The following is a 19705-nucleotide window of genomic DNA, read 5'->3' on the forward strand; positions in this document are numbered from 1 at the left end:
CTAACGCTTGAGTTAAGCCGCGCCGCGAAGCGGCGTCGGCTTGAATGAATTGTTAGGCATGTGCCCCGGAATCTGTGGGAGCAAATGCCTCTGGTGATGCAAGTAGCTTGACACGGAAAGCATGAGCCAGCGTCTCGTCGCTTGGCACAGCAACCCAGTACAGCTGGTTTAGGCGCTCCTCAGTCTCATCAGTATCGTCCGGCGGCTGCTGAAAAACACGGGCTGCCTCAGCCAAGCCAAAGTAGTTGAAGCCAGCCACTGCCGAATCGACCTCAGGCTGACTCAAGCACTCCAGGGCGTGGACCACGCCACCATTCATTGCGAGGCCGTGCGCGAGCAGAAGTGATGCAAGAGCTTTGTTTCCGGCGGCTGGCGACGGCCCGCCAGACTCAAGGCAAGCACGGTTCCATATTTGGTCCTGCCGAGAGAGTTTCACCACATGCCTAACGCCTGAATTAAGCCGACCCGCGAAGCGGGTTCGGCTTGAATGAATTGTTAGGCGCGTGCTCGGCCAAGCTGGCCCGCAGCTCACTAGCGGAAAAGTTCGCTATCACGAGACCGATCACTCCCACGAAAAGTATGACCATCCAGAACCCAATTGGATTCTTAGATCGCTCGAATTGCACGTTGCGGACGCCAGCGTGGCCAGTGTGAATAGACCATGGCACTGTCAGGAGGAACGATAAACCTATGCCAAGACTGATCAGCGCCTTTAGCGTATTGGCAGGTTGGTTGCTTGCCGCAGCACATACTAGAACTAGCACTCCGACAAGGCACGCCACTCCAAGGAAGAGGAGCAAGGACCTTACAGTAGATTTGACGCCGCTAGATTGGTCCATAGACGCGCCTAACGCCTGAAATAAGCCGCGCCGCGAAGCGGCGTCGGCTTGATTGAACTGTTATACGCCAGCTGCATTGCCGGAGCCAACTAGCGCTGAAGCCTCGGCGACGACCGTGAGCCGGGAGACACCACCCGCCAGCCGGCGACAATTGGTGGTGACGACAACTCCGAGGCCGAAGCCCGCGGGGCCGCCCATCCGATAGCCTGCAGCCCGTCCGTCAGCCCGGCGGCGCGCCTCCCAGGATCCGAAGCCCTGCCGAACGAAGCGAGAGTCGCGATGCGCCGATACAACAACCGAAGCCAACTGCGGTGGCAGCCCGCAAAGCAGAGTGACGATGATCTCCCCGAAGCGACCAACTCGATGCCGCCAGACCACGTATAACTACTATTAGACCCCACAGTGGGGCATAGCCCCGACTCTGCGCCACTCGTTGCGCGTGGTCAATCCGAAATGGTTCGAAGGATCAAGCGCTTGCCTCGTATCGGTGACGGGTGCGGGAGATCGATCGCCCCTGTTATCCGGCAAGGTCGCCGACCTATCCGATAGACCGGCAGCCATGCCGGACTATCCACCGGCGGGCGGCGGCCCTGTCTGCAGTGGCGATTGATCGAGGTTCCCGAGCCGATCGGAGATGATCATGAGCAATGCAGCGGTGCGGTAGCTGGCCTGGGCGGGGTGGCCGGATATCCGACGCGACAGCAGGCGTTATCCGGCGAAGCACGATGGACGGTGGGAAGCGGCCCGCACGCGCCTCAACGCATGGCCATCCAGTCCTCGATCCACGCCACCGCCTGCTCCACCCCGTGCTCGGCCCGCAACTGTCCCCCGGTGGCCGCCGCAGCCGCTGAGATCCCGGCATCGCCGGTCGCAGCCCCGATCGCATCCGCCAAACGCTCCGCGCTCAACCGCCGTTGTGGGATCGGCGCCGGCCCGGCGCCCAGGGCTTGCACCCGCCTGCCCCAGAACGGCTGGTCGCCGAAGAACGGGCAGACCACGGTGGGGCGTCCGGCGTGCAGGCCGGCGTGGGTGCTGCCGGCGCCGCCGTGGTGCACCACCGCGGCCACCCGGGGGAACAGCCAGTCGTGGGGCACGTGGCCGATGGCCAGCACGTCCTTCGGCAGGTCGTGTGCGGCCAGGCCGCCCCAGCCGCTGGCGAGCAGGCCGCGCCGCCCGCTGCGCTGCAGCGCCTCCAGCACGATCGCGGCCACGCGCGCGGGGTTGCGCCCGGCCATGCTGCCGAAGCCCACGTACACCGGCGGCGGGCCGGCGGCCAGGAACGCGGCCAGCGCCGGCGGCGGCGCCCAGCCCGCGGCATGCGGCAGGGTCCATGCGCCGGCCACCTTGGCATGCTCCGGCCAGTCCGGCGGCGGCGGGCTGAGCGTGGGGCTGTAGCCGTGCAGCACCGGGATCGGCCGGCCGCGCGCATCGGTGAACAGTCCCAGCGCCGGGGGTCGGGGCCCCAGGCCGTTGTCGCGGCGCCAGGTGCGCAGCGGGCCGCGGCCCACGCGGTTGCCGATGGCGTGCACCAGCCGGTAGCTTGCGCGGTTGTAGCGTGCGCCCAGCGGCAGCGCCGGCAGACCCACGGCGGGGAACTCCGCGGTCGGCACGTACTGCGGGAACAGCGGCGCCATGATCGCGGTCGCGCCCAGCGCATCGGCGATGTCCACGGCGCCGGCCATCTTGGGGTGGAACAGGATCAGCTCGGGCCGAAGATCCTGTGCCGCCCGCCAGGCATCCTGCTGCACGCGCACCTGCAGCGGGCCCACCTTCGGCACCAGTGTCGCCATGGTCTTCAGCGCGCCGAAGAAGCTGCCCATGCCTTCCAGCGCGGCGCGGCCTTCCAGCGATGCCATCAGCTCGACGAAGCCGTTGTCCATGTGGCGGTAGTCCAGCCCGTGCTCCGCCACGAAGCCGGCGAAGTGCGCGCTGGTGCACAGGCTCACGGCGTGCCCGGCGGCCTGCAGGCCGCGCCCCAGCGCGACATAGGGCTGCACATCGCCATGCGAGCCGAGCGTCAGGATCAGGATCTGCATGCGTGCCGCTCCTTGCCGGTCGCTCGTGCGGCGTGGCGAAGTGGGTGACAAATGTCGCAGATGCGGAATTCCATGGCGGGCGAAGGGGGTGGCCCTACATGAAGGAGTCCGCCAGCCGCGCCACGCCTTCCAGGCTGCGGCGCCAGGTCGGCCGCGCGCGCCAGGCGTCGAGCGAGAGTTGCTCGGCATCGCGCAGGTAGTCGGCCTCGATCTCGCGCATCCGCGCCACCACGCCGCGGTCGTAGCAGAACAGGCCGATCTCGGCGTTGAGCGCGAAGGAGCGGATGTCCAGGTTGATCGAGCCGATCAGGGCGATGCCGTCGTCCACGCTCAGGTGCTTGGCGTGCAGGAAGCGCGGCCGGTACAGGGCGATGCGCACGCCGCAGGCCAGCAGCCCGTCGTAGTAGGAGTGCTGGGCCCACTCGGTCAGGCGCTGGTTGTTGGGGGCGGACAGGATCAGCTGCACCTCCACGCCCGAGAGCGCGGCGATGCGCAGCGCCGCCAGCAGCGCGTCGTCGGGCACGAAGTAGGGGGTGGTCAGCACCAGCCGCCGCTGGGCCAGGTGGATCAGCGCGTTCACGCTGTCGCGGGCGTTGTCGAACGGGTAGGCCGGGCCGCTGGCCAGCAGCTGGGTGGCCACGCGCTCGGGCTGGCTGGGGCGGGTGGGCGAGACGTCCAGCACTTCGCCGGTTTCCAGGTACCAGTCGCTGGCGAACACCGCCTCCAGGTGCGCCACCACCGGGCCGCGCACCCGCGCCACCAGCTCGCGGTTGGGGTGGCCGCGCACGAACTCCGCGGCGGCCAGGTTCTGCGAGCCGACGTGGGCGATGTCGTCGTCGATCACCGCCAGCTTGCGGTGGTTGCGCAGGTCCATGCGGCCGCTGCGGCGCCAGCGCAGCGCGGCCTGCGGGGCCTGGCCCACGCGGATCGCCTGCGAGGCCTGGGCCTGGCGCAGGATGCGCTGGCGCGACAGCCACGGGTGGCCGAACAGCAGGTACAGCGGCAGGCCCAGCAGCGGCACGAAAAACACCAGCAGCAGCCAACTGCGCGCGGCCGGCGGCGTGGTGCGGTGGGGGATCCACGCCAGCGCGGCCAGGCGGATGGCCCAGTCCAGGGCCAGCAGCCAGGCGCCGGGGGAGAGGTCCCAGGTCATGGGCCGGGTGGGGGTGGGGCTGCCATCCGGATGGATTCTGGGGTGGAGACGCCACGGGTGCAAAGAAGCGCAAAGAAAAAGCCCGCCTTGCGGCGGGCTTTCTGGACTGCGGCGCGTGGCCGTCACGTCACTTGATCTTGCCTTCCTTGTACGGCACGTGCTTGCGCACCACCGGGTCGTACTTCTTGATTTCCATCTTGCCGGGGGTGTTCTTCTTGTTCTTGTCGGTCGTGTAGAAGTGACCGGTGCCGGCCGAGGAGATCAGGCGGATCTTGTCGCGCTTGGAAGCCATGGGTCGGTACTCCTCAGATCTTTTCGCCGCGTGCGCGGAGGTCGGCGAGCACGGAGTCGATCCCGTTCTTGTCGATGGTGCGCAGGGCCTTGGTGGAAACGCGCAGCTTCACCCAGCGGTTCTCGCTGGCAACCCAGAACCGGCGCTCGTGCAGGTTCGGGAGGAAACGGCGGCGGGTCTTGTTCATGGCATGCGAGACGTTGTTGCCGGTCGTCGTTCGCTTGCCGGTCACTTGGCATACTCGGGACATACGCACCTCGAGAAATCGGTTGTGCCTCCCTTGGCCAGGGAAACGTCGGCCCCCGGGGTGTCGCCACCGCGGCGCGATACGGGCATGGAACCGCCGTGCGGGCCGGCCGGAGATCGCGCTTCCGGGCGGTTGCCGGGCCCCGCAACGGGCGGGCCGGACACAGCGAGCCGGGCATTGTGCCGGCAATTCCCTTGTGCCGCAAGCAGTTGGGCCGGCCGGGGTGGAATCTCCAGCCGACCCGCCGGAACCTCCCGCGGCCTTCGCGGCCATGGGCCGTTCCTACACACGAGGGCCGCGGACGGTTCCCGTAGGAGCGTGCCATGCACGCGAAGGCCGGTGCGGTCGGACCTGCCCCGGATCACCGCCAACCGGGCCGCGCCGGGAACGGGCGGCCGTGTCTGGAATCACCGCCGACCCGGGCCGCCCCACCCGCGGCCTTCGCGGTCACGGGCCGCTCCTACAGGCCATGGGCCGCGCCTGCGGGGGGCGGCCGGCGCGCCTGGTCAGGGGGCCTGCTGCCGCTCGGTCGCCGGGCCGGCTTCGGCTTCGGTCGCGGCGGCCTTGCTTTCGGCGATGAAGGCGCGGATCTGCGATTCGAGCACCGGAATCGGCACCGCGCCCTGCGCCAGCACCGCGTCGTGGAAGGCCTTGATGTCGAACTTCGCGCCCAGTTCGCGCTCGGCCTCCTCGCGCAGCCCGACGATGGCGATCTCGCCGAGCTTGTAGGAGAGCGCCTGCGCCGGCCAGGAGATGTAGCGGTCGACCTCGGTGGTCACTTCGTGCTCGGACAGCGCGGTGTTGTCGCGCAGGAACGCCAGCGCCTGGTCGCGGCTCCAGCCCTTGTGGTGCACGCCGGTGTCGATCACCAGGCGCGCGGCGCGCCACATTTCGTAGGTCAGGCGGCCGAACTCCTCGTAGGGGGTCTCGTAGATGCCCATCTCCTGGCCGAGCTTCTCGGTGTACAGCGCCCAGCCCTCGCCGTAGGCGGAGATGTACTCGCCGCGGAAGCCGGGCCATTCGTCCTCGCGCTCGGCCACCAGCGCGCCCTGCAGCGCGTGCCCGGGTTCGGCCTCGTGCAGGGTCAGCGCCGGCAGGTTGTACAGCGGCCGCGAGGGCAGGTCGTAGGTGTTCAGCCAGTAGGTGCCGCGGCCGCCGCGGCCGGCGGTCCAGTACGGGGCGATCTCGGGCGGCACCGGCACGATGGTGAAGCGCCCGCGCGGCAGGGTGCCGATGAACTTGCCGATCTCGCCGTCGACGCGCTTGGCGATCCAGGCGGCGCGGTGCAGCAGTTCCTCCGGGGTCCTGGCGTAGAACTGCGGGTCGGTGCGCAGGAACTCGAGGAAGGCGGCGAAGTCGCCGTCGAAGCCGGTCTCCTCGATCACCGCGTCCATCTCGGCGCGGATCCGCGCCACTTCCTCCAGGCCGATGGCGTGGATCTCCTCGGGCGAAAGATCCAGGGTGGTGTACTCGCGGATCTGCTGGCGGTAGAACGCCTCGCCGCCGGGCATCGCCTCGGCCGCCAGGGTGGTGCGCGCCTGCGGCACGTATTCCTCGCGGAAGAAGCTCAGCAGCCCGGCGAAGGCGGGCACCACCGCGTCGCGGATCGCGGCGCGGCCTTCGGCGCGCAGGGCCTCCTGCTCGGCGGCGGGGATCGAAGCCGGCATGCGCGCGTACGGGGTCCAGAAGTTCGACTGCTCGGGATCCTCCAGCTCCGCCACCGCGGCGATCGACACGTCGCGGCCCTCCAGCACCGCGCGCGGTACGCTGAAGCCGCGCGCCAGCCCGGCGCGCATGTTGGCGATGTGCTGGTCGAAGTAGCGCGGCACGTCGCGCAGGCGCGCGGCGTAGGCGCGGTAGTCGTCGGCGTCCGCGAACGGCCGGCGGGTCATGAAGCCCAGGTTGGCCCAGAACGAGCTGTCCGAGTTGAACGGCATCTCGTAGGCGCGCACCCGGATGCTGGCGGCCAGGTGCTCGATCTGCGGGCGGTAGACGGCCAGGTTGACCTGGTTCTCCGGCGACAGCGCTTCGGGGTCGATCGCGTCCAGTTCCCGCAGCACGCCTTCCCACATCCGCAGCCGCCGCGCCTGTGCCTCGGCGCCCACGTCGGTCAGGCGCCGGTCGGCGGCGGCCACGGTGTCCTCGTCGTCGTGGCTGAACTCGGCCTGGCGCCAGGCCCATTCCTTCTCGTGGATCGCCTGGAAGGCGGCGTCGGCGTCGCCGGGCTCGGCCCAGGCGGCCGGCGCGAACAGGAACAGCAGGGTCAGCAGGGCGGGCAGCAGTCGCTTCACGGGGGGGAGGCCTCGAAGTATCCAGGCCGCCATCATCGCATCCCGGCAGGGGCCGGCCGCCCGTCGGAGGTCATGCCCGCGCTTTCGGGCGGGCTGGCGTGCGGGAGGCTGCGGCCGGGCTGGCGGTGAGCGGGGATGGCCAGCCGCGCCGGTTTTCGCGTGCATGGCACGCTCCTGCGCTGGGGTGGCGGCTGGCTACCAGGGCAGGGCGCGGGCGCCCGGCACGAACAGGCCGACTGCGAACCACGCCGCGTGCAGCAGCCACAGCAGCAGGAAATACAGCCGGATTTGTTCGGCCTCCCAGAATCCGGCGTGGATCCAGTCGATGAAGGCCGCCGCCTTCCAGCCTTCCATCCATTCCGCGCCGCCCCAGCTCAGCACCCAGCGCGCGAACAGGCTGTGCCCGGCGAACAGCGCGCACCAGGCGAACAGGCTCATCGCAGGACGGTGATGCGCTTCGGATCAGCCGCGCGCGCCGCGCAGCCGTTCCAGCACGCCGTCGAGGGTGTCCAGGTCGCTGTAGTGGATCACCAGCCGGCCCTTGTTGCCGCGGCCGTGGGCGATGCTGACGCGCGCGCCCAGGGTTTCGGCCAGCTCGTTCTCGAGCGCGGCGATGTCGGCCTGCTGCGGCTTCGGCTTGCCGGCGCCGGCCTTGCCCTTGCGCGCCGGGATGCGCCCCTCGGCGAACTGCTGGGCGCGGTGTTCCACCTCGCGCACCGACCAGCCCTGTTCGGCGGCCTCGGCGGCCAGCTTGCCGGCCAGCTCGGGCGACAGGGTGAGCAGGGCGCGGGCGTGGCCCATTTCCAGCCGCCGCGCTTCCACCAGCGCGCGCACCGCGGGCGGCAGCTCCAGCAGCCGCAGCAGGTTGGAGACCGCCGCGCGCGAGCGCCCCACCGCGGCCGCGGCCTGGGCGTGGGTGAGGGTGAATTCCTCGATCAGCCGCTGCAGCGCCTGCGCCTCTTCCAGCGGGTTGAGGTCCTCGCGCTGGATGTTCTCGATCAGCGCCATCGCGATCACGGTGCGGTCGTCGACCTCGCGCACCACCACCGGCACCTCGGCCAGGCCGGCGCGCTGCGAGGCGCGCCAGCGGCGCTCGCCGGCGATGATCTCGAAGCGGCGGCCGCCCAGGTCGCGCACCACGATCGGCTGGATCACGCCCTGGGCGCGGATCGACTCGGCCAGCTCGTCCAGCTTGCCCTCGTCCATCGCCCGCCGCGGCTGGTACTTGCCCGGAGTCAGCGCGTCGATCGGCAGCGTGTGCAGCGCGTCGCCCGGCGCCGCCTCCAGCACCGGTGCGGCTTCCGAGGCCTTCGGCCCGAGCAGGGCCTCCAGGCCGCGGCCCAGGCCGCGCTTCTTGGCCGGGGCGTTCTTCTGTTTCGCAGCGGTCATGCCGCCTTCTCCTCAAGGGCATGTGGGCGTGGACCGGGGCGGGTGTGGCGTTTCCCCGCCGCCGGGACGCGCACGTCGGGCGGCATCCGGGGTTCAACGCGGACCGCGCCGCGGACCGGACGCGCGCGCGCCGCCCGCGGGCACCGAATGCGCGGTCGCGCGGTCGCCGGCATCGCTGCGCTCACTCCGCGGCCTGCGCTGCGGCGGGCGCATTGCCGGGCGCCGCGGCGCCCGCCTGCGCGGCCTGGCGCTCGCGCTGGCGCCGCACCACCTCGCCGGCGAGGCCCAGGTAGGCGATCGCGCCGCGCGAGGCGCGGTCGTAGCCGACGATGCTCTGGCCGTGGCTGGGCGCCTCGGCCAGGCGCACGTTGCGCGGCACGATGGTGCGGAACACCTTGTCGCCGAAGTGGCCCACCAGCTCGTTGGACACCGCGTTGGTGAGGTTGTTGCGCACGTCGTACATGGTGCGCAGCACGCCTTCGATCTCGAGTTCCGGATTGAGCCGGCCCTTCAATGCCTCGATGGTCTGCAGCAGCGCGGTGATGCCTTCCAGCGCGTAGTACTCGCACTGCATCGGCACCAGCACCGAGTCGGCGGCGGTGAGCGCGTTGAGGGTGAGCAGCGACAGCGCCGGCGGGCAGTCGATGATGATGAAGTCGTATTTCGGGCGCAGCGGATCGAGCGCGCGCTTGAGCCGCTGTTCGCGGCCCTGCTCGTCCATCAGCTCGATCTCGGCGGCGGTGAGGTCGGCGTTGGCGGGCAGCAGGTCGAAGCCTTCCGCGGTGCGCACGATCGCGGCGTCGGCGTGCTGCTCCTCGAGCAGCACGTCGCAGGTCGAGGCGGACAGTTCGCGCTTGTCCACGCCGCTGCCCATGGTGGCGTTGCCCTGGGCGTCGAGATCGACCAGCAGCACCCGCCGCGGCGTGGCCGCCAGCGCGGCGGCCAGGTTCACGGCGGTGGTGGTCTTGCCCACGCCGCCTTTCTGGTTGGCGATGGCGATGATGCGGGCCATGGGCTCCGGGATCTCGAAGGGGAAGGCCGGCCGCGGACGCGGGCCGGACCGGGGATTATGCCGGAGTGCCGCCGCCGGGGCAGTCTGACCTTGGTCGGCCCCCGCGGCGCGCGCCGTTCAGGCGGCCCGGCGCACCACCGCCAGGTGGCGTTCGGCGCCCAGGCCGGGCACGGTGAGCGGATGCACGGCCTCGAGCGCCCAGCCGGGCGGCAGCGCGCCGATCTCGGCCTCCGGCCGCACCCCCTTCAGCGCCAGCAGGCGCCCGCCGGGGGCCAGCAGGTGGCCGCCCGCGGCGAGGATCTCGGCCAGGCTGGCCAGCGCCCGCGCGGTGATCAGGTCGTGGGCGCCGGGCTCGTCGACCGCCTCGGCGCGCGATTCCAGCACCCGCACGTTGGCCAGGCCGAGGCTGCGTACCGCCTCGCGCAGGAACCGCGCCTTCTTGCCGTTCGATTCCACCAGCGCCACCCGCAGCTCCGGCCGCGCGATCGCCAGCGGGATCCCGGGCAGCCCCGGGCCGCTGCCCAGGTCCGCCAGGCGGCCCGCCGCCGGCACCCAGGGGTGCATGGCGAGCGAATCGAGCAGGTGGCGGGTGACCATGGCGAGCGGTTCGCGCACGGCGGTGAGGTTGTAGGCGCGGTTCCAGCGCTGCAGCAGCGCCAGGTAGCCGAGCAGCGGCGCGGCGAGCGCGGCGCCCAGGTGCAGCGCCGACAGGCCCGCCTCGAGGGTCTCGCGTGTCTGCGGGTCGGCGGTGGCGTCGGCTGCGGGCATGCCGCCATTGTAGGGAGCGCCCATCCCTGTAGGAGCGGCCCATGGCCGCGAGGGCCGCGGGAGCCTCCGGGCCTATGCCATCCGCCAGGCGAGGGTGGCCAGGTAGCCGGGTGCGGGGGCGAACGCGTGCAGGGTCCATGCCTCCGGCCGGCCCAGCGCCGGATCGCAGGCGCGCAGCACCAGGGCGCCTGCGCGCTCGGCGAACTCCAGCCGGTGCAGGCCGAAGGCGAGGCCGCGGCCGTAGGCCTTCAGCACCGCCTCCTTGGCGCACCACATCCGCACGAAACCGGTTTCGCGCCGCGGCGGGGGCAGCGCCTCCAGCCAATCGGCCTCGGCGGCAGTGAAGTAGCGCCGTGCCAGCTCCAGCGCGCGCGGCCGCGGCCGCAGCCACTCCAGGTCGCAGCCTAGCTGCACGCCCTCGCCGAGCGCCATCAGCAGGCCGTCGCCGCTGTGGCTCCAGCTGACGTCGTGGCGGCGCGGGTCGGGCCCGAACCGCGGGCGGCCGTGGGCGGTGCGTACCAGGGCCAGCGCCCCGGGCGCGATATCGAGCTGCGCCCCGAGCCAGTCGCGCACCAGCGGCTCGGCCGCGGCGCCGCGGCGGTACCGCCGCCAGGCGCAGCGGACCGGGTCGATTTCGAGCTGGCCGGCAGGCGGGAACGGCATCGGAGGCAACATGAACCGCCCCTTGGCCCGGGCGCGGGCCCGCAGCGTAAGCTATCGGCCAGGGGCGCGGCGACCGCCGCGGCAGGAATCCAGCCAGGGGCGGCCCGCACGGCGCCCGGATCTCAACCAGATGTCCGCAGTCATCGACAGCCAACCGCCGCGGCCGGCGCCCGCCAGCCGCGAGCATCCGCTCGCCAGCGGCGACCCGGCCCGCACCGTGGCCATCGTCGGCGGCCGCCCGGTCGCGCTCGGCACTTTCCTCGCCCAGGTGCGCGGCCTGGCGGCGCAGCTGCCGGCGGTTCCCTTTGCGGTGAACCTGTGCGAGGACCGCTATCGCTTCCTGGTGGCGTTCTGCGCGGTGGCGCTGCGCGGGCAGACCACCCTGCTGCCGCCGGCGCGCACCCGCATGGCGATCGACGAGGTGCGCGCGCAGCATCCGGACAGCTACTGCATCGGCGACCTGGACCCGTGCGGCTGCCAGGCGCCGCCGCTGTCGCCGCTGCCGCATTTCGTGCGCATGCCCGATCCGCTGCCCGAACTCGACGGGCCGGTGCCCGTGATCGACGACGCCCAGCTGGTGGCGATCGGCTTCACCTCGGGCAGCACCGGCGCGCCGAAGCCGAACCGCAAGCACTGGAACGCGTTGCGCATCGGCACCGCGCACAACCTGGAGGCGCTGGCGGACCTGTGGACGCCGGGCGCCGCGCCCGGCGTCGTCGCCACCGTGCCGGCGCAGCACATGTACGGCATCGAGATGTCGGTGCTGTTCCCGCTGCTGGCCGGCGCCGCCGTGCACGCCGCGCGGCCGTTCTTCCCCGGCGACGTCGCCGCGGCGCTGGGCGAGATCGATGCGCCGCGGCTGCTGGTGACCACGCCGGTGCACCTGCGCGCGCTGCTGGAATCGGAAGTCGCGGTGCCGCCGCTGGCGGGCATCGTCAGCGCCACCGCGCCGCTGCCGCAGGCGCTGGCCGCCGCCGCCGAGGCCCGCTTCGGCTGCGAGGTGCGCGAGGTGTTCGGCTCCACCGAGACCTGCATCATCGCCCGGCGCCGCACCGCGCTGGACAGCGCGTGGACGCCGCTGACCGGCGTGCGCCTGCATCCGCAGCCCGACGGCGCGCTGGTCGAACGCGACTGCATGCCGGCGCCGGTGGCGCTGGCCGACCTGGTGGAACTGCAGCCGTGCGGCGGGTTCCTGCTGTGCGGGCGCCAGGCCGACCTGCTGGAGATCGCCGGCAAGCGCGCCTCGCTGGCCGATCTCACCCGGCGCCTGCTGGCGATCCCGGGCGTCGAGGACGGGGTGATGCTGCAGCTCGACCAGGCCGATGCCGGCGGCGTGCGCCGCATCGCCGCGCTGGCGGTGGCGCCCGGGCTGGACGAGGCCGCGATCCATGCCGCGCTGCGGCGCAGCCTGGACCCGGTGTTCCTGCCGCGGCGGCTGCGGCTGGTCGCGCAGCTGCCGCGCAACGAGACCGGCAAGCTGCCGCGCGCGGCGCTGCTCGCGCTGCTGCGCGGCGATCCGTGCTGAGCGCGGGCCCCGTCGCGCACCCCTGACGCAACCGTCACGTATCGCCGGGGAGACTGGCTCCGCCCCCGACCCGGGGGGAGGCGTTTCCAAATCCCTTCAAGCGAAGCAAGGAGTCCGGAGCATGGGCATCATCATCTGGTTGATCGTGGGCGGTATCGTCGGCTGGCTCGCCAGTCTGGTCATGAAAACCGACGGGCAGCAGGGCATCATCCTCAATATCGTGGTCGGCATCGTCGGCGCCTTCATCGGCGGCTGGCTGATCGGCCCGCTGCTGGGCGCCGGATCGATCAACGACGGCATCTCGATCATGAGCGTGGTCGTGTCGCTGATCGGCGCCATCATCCTGCTGGCGATCGTCAACCTGTTCCGCCGCGGCCGCGTGCGCTGAAGTCGCACCCAAGGTTGCGCGGCACGAAGGCCCGGCATCGCCGGGCCTTCTTCATGAGGCCCTCAATACAGCACGCGCGTGCGCAGGGTGCCGGGAATGCCGGCCAGCGCGGTGCGCAGCTCCCGGGCCTGCTCGACCGTGGCGGAGATGTCGATGACCACGTAGCCGACCCGGCTGTCGGTGCGCAGGAACTGTCCGTCGATGTTGATGCCGTGCTCGCGGAACAGGTCGTTGGCGCGCGAGAGCACGCCCGGTACGTTGCGGTGGATGTGGAGGATGCGCAGGCTGCCCTCGTGGCCCGGCAGCGCGACCTCGGGGAAGTTCACCGCCGACAGGGTCGAGCCGTTGTCGCTGTAGCGCACCAGCTTGGCCGCCACCTCCACGCCGATGTTGTCCTGCGCCTCCAGCGTGCTGCCGCCGACGTGCGGGGTGAGGATCACGTTGTCCAGGCCGCGCAGCGGCGACTCGAAGGTCTCGTGCTTGCCCTTGGGCTCGACCGGGAACACGTCCACCGCGGCCCCGCCCACCCGGCCGTCGCGCAGCGCCGCGGCCAGCGCGTCGATGTCGACCACGGTGCCGCGCGAAGCGTTGATCAGGTGCGCGCCGGGCTTCATCGCCGCGATCTCGGCGGCGCCGAACATGCCCTGGGTGGCGGGCGTCTCGGGCACGTGCAGCGAGACGATGTCGCTGTGGGCGAGCAGCTCGGCCAGGTTCGCGGCGGCACGGGCGTTGCCGAGCGACAGCTTGGCCTCGATGTCGTGGAACAGCACCTGCATGCCCAGGGCCTCGGCCAGCACCCCGACCTGGGTGCCGATGTGGCCGTAGCCGACGATGCCGATGGTCTTGCCGCGGACCTCGTGGCTGCCGGTGGCGGATTTCGACCAGCCGCCGCGGTGGCATTCGGCGTTCCTGCGCGGAACCCCGCGCATCAGCAGGATCGCCTCGGCGATCACCAGCTCGGCGACGCTGCGGGTGTTGGAGTAGGGCGCGTTGAACACCGGGATGCCGGCCAGCTCCGCCGCTTCCAGATCCACCTGGTTGGTGCCGATGCAGAAGCAGCCCACCGCGATCAGCCGGCGCGCCTGCGCCAGCACGTCGGCGTCGAGCTGGGTGCGCGAGCGGATGCCCACCAGGTGGGCGTCGGCGATGGCGCGCGCCAGTTCCGCCTCGGGCAGCGACTTGTCGTGCACTTCGATGCTGGAGTAGCCGGCGGCGCGGAACGCGTCGACCGCGGTCTGGCTGATGCCCTCCAGCAGCAGCACCCGGATGTCCTGCTTGGGGAACGAGGTCGTGGGGTCGGTCATCGCGTGGTCGGGCGGCGAAGGGGGGAATGGTCCACTATGCTTGGCGCTTGGTTGCGCCGCAACATCCCTTCCAGCCCGATTCCAGCACGATTTCAGCCGAATCCCGCCAGCACCCGATGAACGATTCGCCGCTCGCCGCCCTGCGCCAGGCCATCCCCGGCCTGCACCTGAAGACCGATCCGGCCGACCTGGAACACTACGGCCGCGACTGGACCCGGCGCTGGACGCCGGCACCGCTGGCGATCGCCCTGCCCGGCGACATCGCCCAGGTGCAGGCGATCGTGCGCTGGGCCAACGCGGCCGGCGTGGCGCTGGTGCCCTCCGGCGGCCGCACCGGCCTGTCCGGCGGCGCGGTGGCCGCCCGCGGCGAGCTGGTGGTGAGCCTGGAGCGCATGAACCGCGTGCTCGGATTCGATGCCGTCGACCGGCACCTGGTGGTCCAGCCGGGCATCGCGCTGGAAGCCGTACACGAGGCCGCGGCCGCGCACGGGCTGGCCTACCCGGTGGATTTCGGCGCGCGCGGCTCCTGCAGCATCGGCGGCAACATCGCCACCAATGCCGGCGGCATCCGCGTGATCCGCTACGGCAACACCCGCGAGTGGATCGCCGGGCTGAAGCTGGTCACCGGCGCCGGCGAACTGCTCGATCTCAACCGCGGCCTGGTCAAGAATTCGAGCGGCTACGACCTGCGCCACCTGGCGATCGGTTCGGAGGGCACGCTGGGAATCGTGGTCGAGGCCACCCTGAAGCTCGCCGAGCCGCCGCCGCCGGCCCAGACCATGCTGCTGGCGCTGCCGGCGTTCGACGTGCTGATGCGGGTGTTCGCCGAGTTTCGCGCGCGGCTCGGGCTGCAGGCGTTCGAGTTCCTCACCGAGCGCGGGCTGCGCCACGTGCTCGCCCACGGCGGCAGCAACCCGTTCGATACGGTGTATCCGTACTACGTGGTGACCGAGTTCGACGCCGCCGACGAGGTGCAGCAGGCGGCGGGCCTGGCCGCGTTCGAGGCCTGCAGCGAGCAGGGCTGGATCCTCGACGGCGCCATCGCCCAGAGCCAGGCGCAGGCGCAGCAGCTGTGGCGGCTGCGCGAGGGCATCACCGAGGCGGTGGCGCGCTACCGGCCGTACAAGAACGACGTGGCGGTGCGGGTCTCGGCGATGCCGCAGTTCCTGGCCGAGGCCCAGCGGCTGCTCGGCGAGGCGTATCCGCAGTTCGAAGTGGTCTGGTTCGGCCACATCGGCGACGGCAACCTGCACATCAACGTGCTGCAGCCGGACGAGGTGGACGATGCCGAGTTCATGGCCCAGTGCGGCCACGTCACCGGCCTGCTCGCGGAGCTGCTGCAGCGCCACGGCGGCAGCATCTCCGCCGAGCACGGCATCGGCCTGGTCAAGAAGGCGCACCTCGGCAGCACCCGCGGCGACGCCGAGATCGCGGCGATGCGCGGCATCCGCCGCGCGCTGGACCCGAACGGGGTCATGAACCCCGGCAAGCTGTTCGACTGACCGGCACGCCGCTCCCCGCGCCGGCGGCGCGCGGGGAGCGGCGGGCGGCTACTGGATCACGGCCAGGGTCGAGACGCCGCGGTACGGCACGGCGCTGCTCAGGCGCAGGTACCAGGTGCCGGCCGCGGGCGCGGCGATCGTCATCGATTCGCTGTTGCCGGGGTTGCGCGAGGCCCGGTCGTGATCGGCGGAGGTCGCCATGCGGCCGTGCGCCGCGTAGAGGTCCACGTTGCCGACCCCGCCCTGGGTGCGCAGGGTCAGGCTGCGGGCGCCGGCCGGCACGGTCACCTTGAACAGCAGGTCCTCCGCCGCTTCGCCGCTGCCCCCGGTCGCGGCCACCCGGTTCACCAGCACCACGGCCAGGTCCTCCTCGTCGAAGCCCCGCGCCGCGGCGGCGGTGGCCGCCGCGGCGTCGACGATGCCGGTGCCGATCGGCCGGTTCGAGGCCGGCGGTTGGCCGAAGGGCTTCGCGGTGCCCTTGAGCAGCGCCTTCATCTCCGCCGGAGCGAGCGGCGGATGGCCGTTCGCCACCGCGGCGCTCTGCACCATCGCCGCCACCGCGGCCACGTGCGGCGCCGCCATCGAGGTGCCGACCATCCCGATCAGGACGTCGCCCGCGGGGCTGGGTTCGGGCGACGTGCGGCCCGCATTGCCGGTGGACCAGATCCAGCCGGTGTCCTCGGGCAGCGCCCCGCCGCCGGGGGCCGACAGCGTGACGCTGGCGCCGTAGTTCGTGTAGTAGGCGCCCGCCCCCGCGACATCGGTGGCGGCCACGGCGATCACGCCCGCGCAGCTGGCCGGACTGTGGTTGGCCGCGTTCTGGCCGGCGTTGCCCGCCGCCACCACCACGCTCACGCCGCGGCCGAGCGCGTCGTCGATCGCCGCCTGGGTGGCCGGATCGAGCGAGCAGGGGTTGTTCGAACCGAGGCTGAGATTGAGCACTTCGGCGGGTGTCGGATTCGCCGGCACGCCGTCCACCGATCCGCCGGAGGCCCAGACGATGGCGTCGACGATGTCGGAGGTCAGCCCCCCGCAGTGGCCCATCACCCGCACCGGCTGCACGCGCGCGCCGTATGCGAGCCCCGCGATCCCCAGGCCGTTGTCGGCGACCGCGGCCACGGTGCCGGCGACGTGGCTGCCGTGCCAGGAGCTGTCGGCGATCGCGCCGCACCAGCCGCTCATGCTGGCGTCGGTCCAGTCGCCGGGATCGCGCGCGTCGGCGTCGCGCCCGTCGCCGTCGCCGGCGATGTCGGGATAGACCTCGCCGTCGATCTGCTGGCCGTACCAGCTGATGAAGTCGTAGCCAGGGACCAGGTTCGCGGAGAGGTCGGCGTGCTCCACGTAGCCGGTATCGATCACCGCCACCACGACCCCTTCGCCGGTGGAGGTGTCCCAGGCCGCTGGCGCGCCGACGCCACCGACCGGGTGGTGCAGGTCCCATTGCAGGTCGGGGTAGCGCGGGTCGTCGGGCTCGCCGGCTGCCGGCGTCTTGAGATAGTCGGGCTGGGCGTACGCCACCTGCGGGTCCAGGCGCAGGCGCGCCAGCAGCCGTTCGGCTTCGGCGGCATCGAGCGGCCGCGAACTGGCCACCACGTCGCTGCCCAGGGCGGTGCGCCGCAGGTGGCGCACGGCGATGCCGCCGGAACCCGCGCCGGCCAGGCCGGCCTCCACGGCTGCGGCACCGACCAGGCGGCGCACGGCGGCGGGACCGGGCCGGCCATCCGCGCTCGCGCGGTAGTGGACGATGAACCTGTCGAACCGCACCGGTGGTGCGAGCGTACGCGCGGGCGCCGGCGCGGTGCGGAGCGCGGGCAGGGCGGCGGCAGCGGCGGGGCCGGGGGGCTGGGCGACGGCGCCGGTGGCGGCCGCGGCGGCGGCGGCGCCGAGCGCGAGTGCGGAAACGGTACGAAGAAGGGCGTGCATGGAGATCCTCGATGGAATGGCGACGCCGGCCGGCCGGCGTCGCGGGGGACGATGGAAGCGGCGGAGCCGCTAGAGATCGAAACCGAAGCCGACGCCGGCGGAACTCTCGCCGTCGGTGAAGGCGCCGCCGAAGCTGATGGACGCCCGGCCGATCGATTTGGCGTAGCCGAGCGACAGCGCGCTCTGGCCGCCCTGCCAGCCCGCGCCCACGGCGATGCGGCCGCGTTCGCTGCGGCCGTTGGCGGCGTTGATCGACATGCTCATCATCGCCGTGCTCATGGCGCCGAGCCGGTCGATGCGCCGGTCCTGCTGATCCAGCCGGCTGCCGACCTGCTCCTCCAGGCGCAGGAAATCGTCGTTGAGCGCCTGGAAGCGCTGGTCGGTGTAGGCCTTCGCCGAGGACAGGGTGCGGGCCGCACCCGCGTCGGCGTACTCGCGCGCCGAAGTCAGGGTGGCGGCGTCGCCGGCGTCCATCTGCCGCCGGTTGACGGCATCGGTCGCGGCGGTGCCGTCGGCGACGTTGCGCACGCGGGTGCCCGCTTCGCCTTCCAGGGTGAGCGTGGATTTCCCGTCGTCGTCGTAGGCGATGCCGTCGCTGCCCGGCGCGGGCGGTCCGGGCGGCCCCGGGGGGCCGGGTGGTCCGGGCACGGGTTCGACGCCGTCGATGGCGGCCTGCAGGCTGCTCAGGCGGCCGTCGATCGCGCCGAAGGTCGCGCCGATGTCGGAATAGGCCCGGCCCTGGATGGTGTAGCTCGGCAGGGTGAGCACGCCGTCCGCCAGCGTCGCGCCGCCGCCGAGCACCGGCGCGAACTGGCCGAGCTGGGCCACGTTCACCGCGTCGTGCTGTTCGGTGCCCGCGGCCACGTTGATGATCTGGCGCTGGATCGGGTCCCGCCACAGGCCATCGTCGCCATTGCCGTACCACCGGCTGGACGCGCCCACCGAGACCACGTTGTCGCGATCGGCGTGCGAGCCGGACCCCAGCGCCACGCTGTTCTCGGCCGAGACCAGGGTGAACGAACCCAGCGCGATGCTGTCGTCCGTGTAGGCCTGCGAGAACCGGCCGATGGCGATCGCCCGGTGCGCCTCGGCCGGCGCCAGGTCGTCGCCGCTGCCGCCGGCGCCTTCGGGCGGGCAGATCCAGCAGGGCGGCTCGCCGTCGTCCGGCGGCTCCGGCGGCGCGGGCAGGTACCCGCCGGTGATCGCGTACTCGCCGATGGCCACGCTCGCGGTCCCCCGCGCCACCGAATGGAACCCGTTCGCCAGGGCGAAGTCGCTGTAGGCCTGCGATGCGCTGCCGAGCGCGATCGCATGCAGGCCGTAGCTGCTGGCGCCGGGGCCCACCGCGGTCGAGACCAGGCCCTCGGCCCGCGCGGCCGGGCCGGCCGCGAGGCTGCTCTGGTTGGCGTAGGCCGCGGTGCCGAACGCGGACGCGTCCTGTCCGTCGGCGAACGATCCCGCGCCGACCGCGGTGGCGTCCCTGCCGAGCGCCTGGGACGCGACGCCGACGGTGGTCGCGCCCAGCCCTTCGGCCAGGCTCCAGCCGCCCAGGGCGATCGAGAAATCGCCGGCCGCCTGCGCCCGCAGGCCGATCGCGGTGGAGATCCCGCCGGTGGCCTCGGCGCCCGCGCCCAGCGCCAGCGACGCCAGCCCGTCGGCGATCGCCCCGGGCCCCACCGCGGTGGCGTTCTCGCCGTTGGCCGAGGTCACCATCTCCAGCATCGGCGGGGGCGGCAGCCCGGGCTGGGGGTTGTACTCGGGCAGCACCGTGTAGCCGCCGAGGGCGACCGACGAGGTGCCGTTGCTGCTGGTGCCGTAGCCGATGGCGGTGCTGAAATCGCCGAGCGCGGCCGACAGATGCCCGAGCGCCAGGGCGTGCTGGCCCAGGGCGAGGCTGCTGGCGCCGATCGCGACGGCGTAGTCGCCGAGGGCGAGCGCGTCGTCGCCCCCGTCGGCGTCGCCGTTGGCCTGGAAATAGCGCTCCGCGGCCTCGATGCTCTCGGGGTCGGCTTCGGGCGCGGCGGCCGCTTCAGCGGCCGGCTCGGCTTCCGTGGCCGAGGCGCTCGACGCGGCGGGCTCCTGCGGGGCGGTCGCGGGGGCGTCGCCGGTGGGCACGGCCCAGGCGGGGCCGGCGAATGCGAGGGGCAGGCCCACCGCCAGGGCGACGGACAAGGGGCGGCGCGCGCGGCGCACGACCGCGGCGCGGCCGAGCGGCGTGGCGGATGCGGCGACCGTCGCCGGGGCCGGGAAATTCGACTTCATGGTGCGTACGTCTCCGGTTCGAAGGACCGTGACGGTGGAACCCCGCCGCGGACGCACGGCGGGGGCCGGGCGCGAGCGCATCCATCGCACGCGGCCGCCGGGGCTCGCATT

16 protein-coding genes are annotated in these 19705 nt (G+C 72.4%); 3 read left to right on the forward strand and 13 right to left on the reverse strand.

Translation table 11 applies throughout. The features are described 5' to 3' along the window. Window positions 1-1594: 1594 nt before the first annotated feature. From QFW77_RS15970 to QFW77_RS16015, 10 genes are all read right to left on the reverse strand, one after another. Window positions 1595-2875, reverse strand: coding sequence for a glycosyltransferase (locus QFW77_RS15970; protein ID WP_280575801.1), 1281 nt, complete (start codon window positions 2873-2875; stop codon window positions 1595-1597). 94 nt (window positions 2876-2969) lie between these two features. Beyond that, window positions 2970-4028: a phospholipase D-like domain-containing protein gene (locus QFW77_RS15975; protein WP_280575802.1), complete on the reverse strand. Its 1059-nt coding sequence runs from the start codon at window positions 4026-4028 to the stop codon at window positions 2970-2972. Window positions 4029-4155: 127 nt separating this feature from the next. Beyond that, window positions 4156-4320 (reverse strand): 50S ribosomal protein L33, encoded by a 165-nt coding sequence (rpmG, locus tag QFW77_RS15980; RefSeq protein WP_036137644.1) that lies wholly within the window; start codon window positions 4318-4320, stop codon window positions 4156-4158. A gap of 13 nt (window positions 4321-4333) precedes the next feature. Continuing rightward, a complete protein-coding gene (gene rpmB, locus QFW77_RS15985; protein ID WP_180679221.1) occupies window positions 4334-4570 on the reverse strand; it encodes a 50S ribosomal protein L28 in 237 nt (78 codons plus the stop codon). 503 nt (window positions 4571-5073) lie between these two features. After that, window positions 5074-6891, reverse strand: coding sequence for a DUF885 domain-containing protein (locus QFW77_RS15990; protein ID WP_425603361.1), 1818 nt, complete (start codon window positions 6889-6891; stop codon window positions 5074-5076). Window positions 6892-7053: 162 nt separating this feature from the next. After that, window positions 7054-7296 carry a hypothetical protein gene (locus tag QFW77_RS15995; RefSeq protein WP_280575803.1) on the reverse strand — a complete coding sequence of 81 codons (243 nt, stop codon included), beginning with the start codon at window positions 7294-7296 and terminating at the stop codon, window positions 7054-7056. Window positions 7297-7320: 24 nt separating this feature from the next. Continuing rightward, complete coding sequence (locus QFW77_RS16000; protein ID WP_280575804.1) at window positions 7321-8247, reverse strand: ParB/RepB/Spo0J family partition protein; 927 nt, start codon at window positions 8245-8247, stop codon at window positions 7321-7323. Window positions 8248-8428: 181 nt separating this feature from the next. Further along, a complete protein-coding gene (locus QFW77_RS16005; RefSeq protein WP_280575805.1) occupies window positions 8429-9259 on the reverse strand; it encodes a ParA family protein in 831 nt (276 codons plus the stop codon). Window positions 9260-9376: 117 nt separating this feature from the next. Continuing rightward, window positions 9377-10027 carry a 16S rRNA (guanine(527)-N(7))-methyltransferase RsmG gene (rsmG, locus tag QFW77_RS16010; protein ID WP_280575806.1) on the reverse strand — a complete coding sequence of 217 codons (651 nt, stop codon included), beginning with the start codon at window positions 10025-10027 and terminating at the stop codon, window positions 9377-9379. Window positions 10028-10099: 72 nt separating this feature from the next. After that, window positions 10100-10702 carry a 4'-phosphopantetheinyl transferase family protein gene (locus QFW77_RS16015; protein WP_280575807.1) on the reverse strand — a complete coding sequence of 201 codons (603 nt, stop codon included), beginning with the start codon at window positions 10700-10702 and terminating at the stop codon, window positions 10100-10102. A gap of 118 nt (window positions 10703-10820) precedes the next feature. Here QFW77_RS16015 and QFW77_RS16020 point away from each other — a divergent pair, with 118 nt between their 5' ends. Further along, window positions 10821-12215 carry an AMP-binding protein gene (locus tag QFW77_RS16020; protein ID WP_280575808.1) on the forward strand — a complete coding sequence of 465 codons (1395 nt, stop codon included), beginning with the start codon at window positions 10821-10823 and terminating at the stop codon, window positions 12213-12215. 121 nt (window positions 12216-12336) lie between these two features. After that, on the forward strand, window positions 12337-12603 hold the full coding sequence (locus QFW77_RS16025; protein WP_280575810.1) for a GlsB/YeaQ/YmgE family stress response membrane protein: 267 nt from the start codon (window positions 12337-12339) through the stop codon (window positions 12601-12603). Between the two features lie 62 nt (window positions 12604-12665). Here the strand turns inward: QFW77_RS16025 and serA are convergent, their stop codons facing one another. Beyond that, window positions 12666-13907, reverse strand: a complete 1242-nt coding sequence (serA, locus tag QFW77_RS16030; RefSeq protein WP_280575811.1) for a phosphoglycerate dehydrogenase — start codon at window positions 13905-13907, stop codon at window positions 12666-12668. A gap of 116 nt (window positions 13908-14023) precedes the next feature. On the opposite strand from serA, the gene QFW77_RS16035 reads away from it, so the two are divergent. After that, complete coding sequence (locus QFW77_RS16035; RefSeq protein WP_280575812.1) at window positions 14024-15409, forward strand: D-2-hydroxyglutarate dehydrogenase; 1386 nt, start codon at window positions 14024-14026, stop codon at window positions 15407-15409. Between the two features lie 48 nt (window positions 15410-15457). Here QFW77_RS16035 and QFW77_RS16040 read toward each other — a convergent pair whose 3' ends face one another. Together QFW77_RS16040 and QFW77_RS16045 are read right to left on the reverse strand one after the other, a co-directional pair. After that, a complete protein-coding gene (locus QFW77_RS16040; protein WP_280575813.1) occupies window positions 15458-17332 on the reverse strand; it encodes a S8 family serine peptidase in 1875 nt (624 codons plus the stop codon). Between the two features lie 69 nt (window positions 17333-17401). Then, complete coding sequence (locus QFW77_RS16045; RefSeq protein ID WP_280575814.1) at window positions 17402-19594, reverse strand: hypothetical protein; 2193 nt, start codon at window positions 19592-19594, stop codon at window positions 17402-17404. Between the last annotated feature and the right edge of the window lie 111 nt (window positions 19595-19705).

The organism is Luteimonas endophytica (assembly GCF_029887875.1).
Taxonomy (GTDB): domain Bacteria; phylum Pseudomonadota; class Gammaproteobacteria; order Xanthomonadales; family Xanthomonadaceae; genus Luteimonas; species Luteimonas endophytica.

Bases quoted from the DNA above. Each gene is read 5' to 3' on its own strand.
- QFW77_RS16005 (WP_280575805.1), bottom strand. From the start codon at position 9,259: ATGGCCCGCATCATCGCCATCGCCAACCAGAAAGGCGGCGTGGGCAAG.
- QFW77_RS16040 (WP_280575813.1), bottom strand. From the start codon at position 17,332: ATGCACGCCCTTCTTCGTACCGTTTCCGCACTCGCGCTCGGCGCCGCC.
- rpmB (WP_180679221.1), bottom strand. From the start codon at position 4,570: ATGTCCCGAGTATGCCAAGTGACCGGCAAGCGAACGACGACCGGCAAC.
- QFW77_RS16045 (WP_280575814.1), bottom strand. From the start codon at position 19,594: ATGAAGTCGAATTTCCCGGCCCCGGCGACGGTCGCCGCATCCGCCACG.
- rsmG (WP_280575806.1), bottom strand. From the start codon at position 10,027: ATGCCCGCAGCCGACGCCACCGCCGACCCGCAGACACGCGAGACCCTC.
- QFW77_RS16000 (WP_280575804.1), bottom strand. From the start codon at position 8,247: ATGACCGCTGCGAAACAGAAGAACGCCCCGGCCAAGAAGCGCGGCCTG.
- QFW77_RS16020 (WP_280575808.1), top strand. From the start codon at position 10,821: ATGTCCGCAGTCATCGACAGCCAACCGCCGCGGCCGGCGCCCGCCAGC.
- QFW77_RS16035 (WP_280575812.1), top strand. From the start codon at position 14,024: ATGAACGATTCGCCGCTCGCCGCCCTGCGCCAGGCCATCCCCGGCCTG.
- rpmG (WP_036137644.1), bottom strand. From the start codon at position 4,320: ATGGCTTCCAAGCGCGACAAGATCCGCCTGATCTCCTCGGCCGGCACC.
- QFW77_RS16025 (WP_280575810.1), top strand. From the start codon at position 12,337: ATGGGCATCATCATCTGGTTGATCGTGGGCGGTATCGTCGGCTGGCTC.
- serA (WP_280575811.1), bottom strand. From the start codon at position 13,907: ATGACCGACCCCACGACCTCGTTCCCCAAGCAGGACATCCGGGTGCTG.
- QFW77_RS15990 (WP_425603361.1), bottom strand. From the start codon at position 6,891: ATGGCGGCCTGGATACTTCGAGGCCTCCCCCCCGTGAAGCGACTGCTG.
- QFW77_RS15970 (WP_280575801.1), bottom strand. From the start codon at position 2,875: ATGCAGATCCTGATCCTGACGCTCGGCTCGCATGGCGATGTGCAGCCC.
- QFW77_RS16015 (WP_280575807.1), bottom strand. From the start codon at position 10,702: ATGTTGCCTCCGATGCCGTTCCCGCCTGCCGGCCAGCTCGAAATCGAC.
- QFW77_RS15975 (WP_280575802.1), bottom strand. From the start codon at position 4,028: ATGACCTGGGACCTCTCCCCCGGCGCCTGGCTGCTGGCCCTGGACTGG.
- QFW77_RS15995 (WP_280575803.1), bottom strand. From the start codon at position 7,296: ATGAGCCTGTTCGCCTGGTGCGCGCTGTTCGCCGGGCACAGCCTGTTC.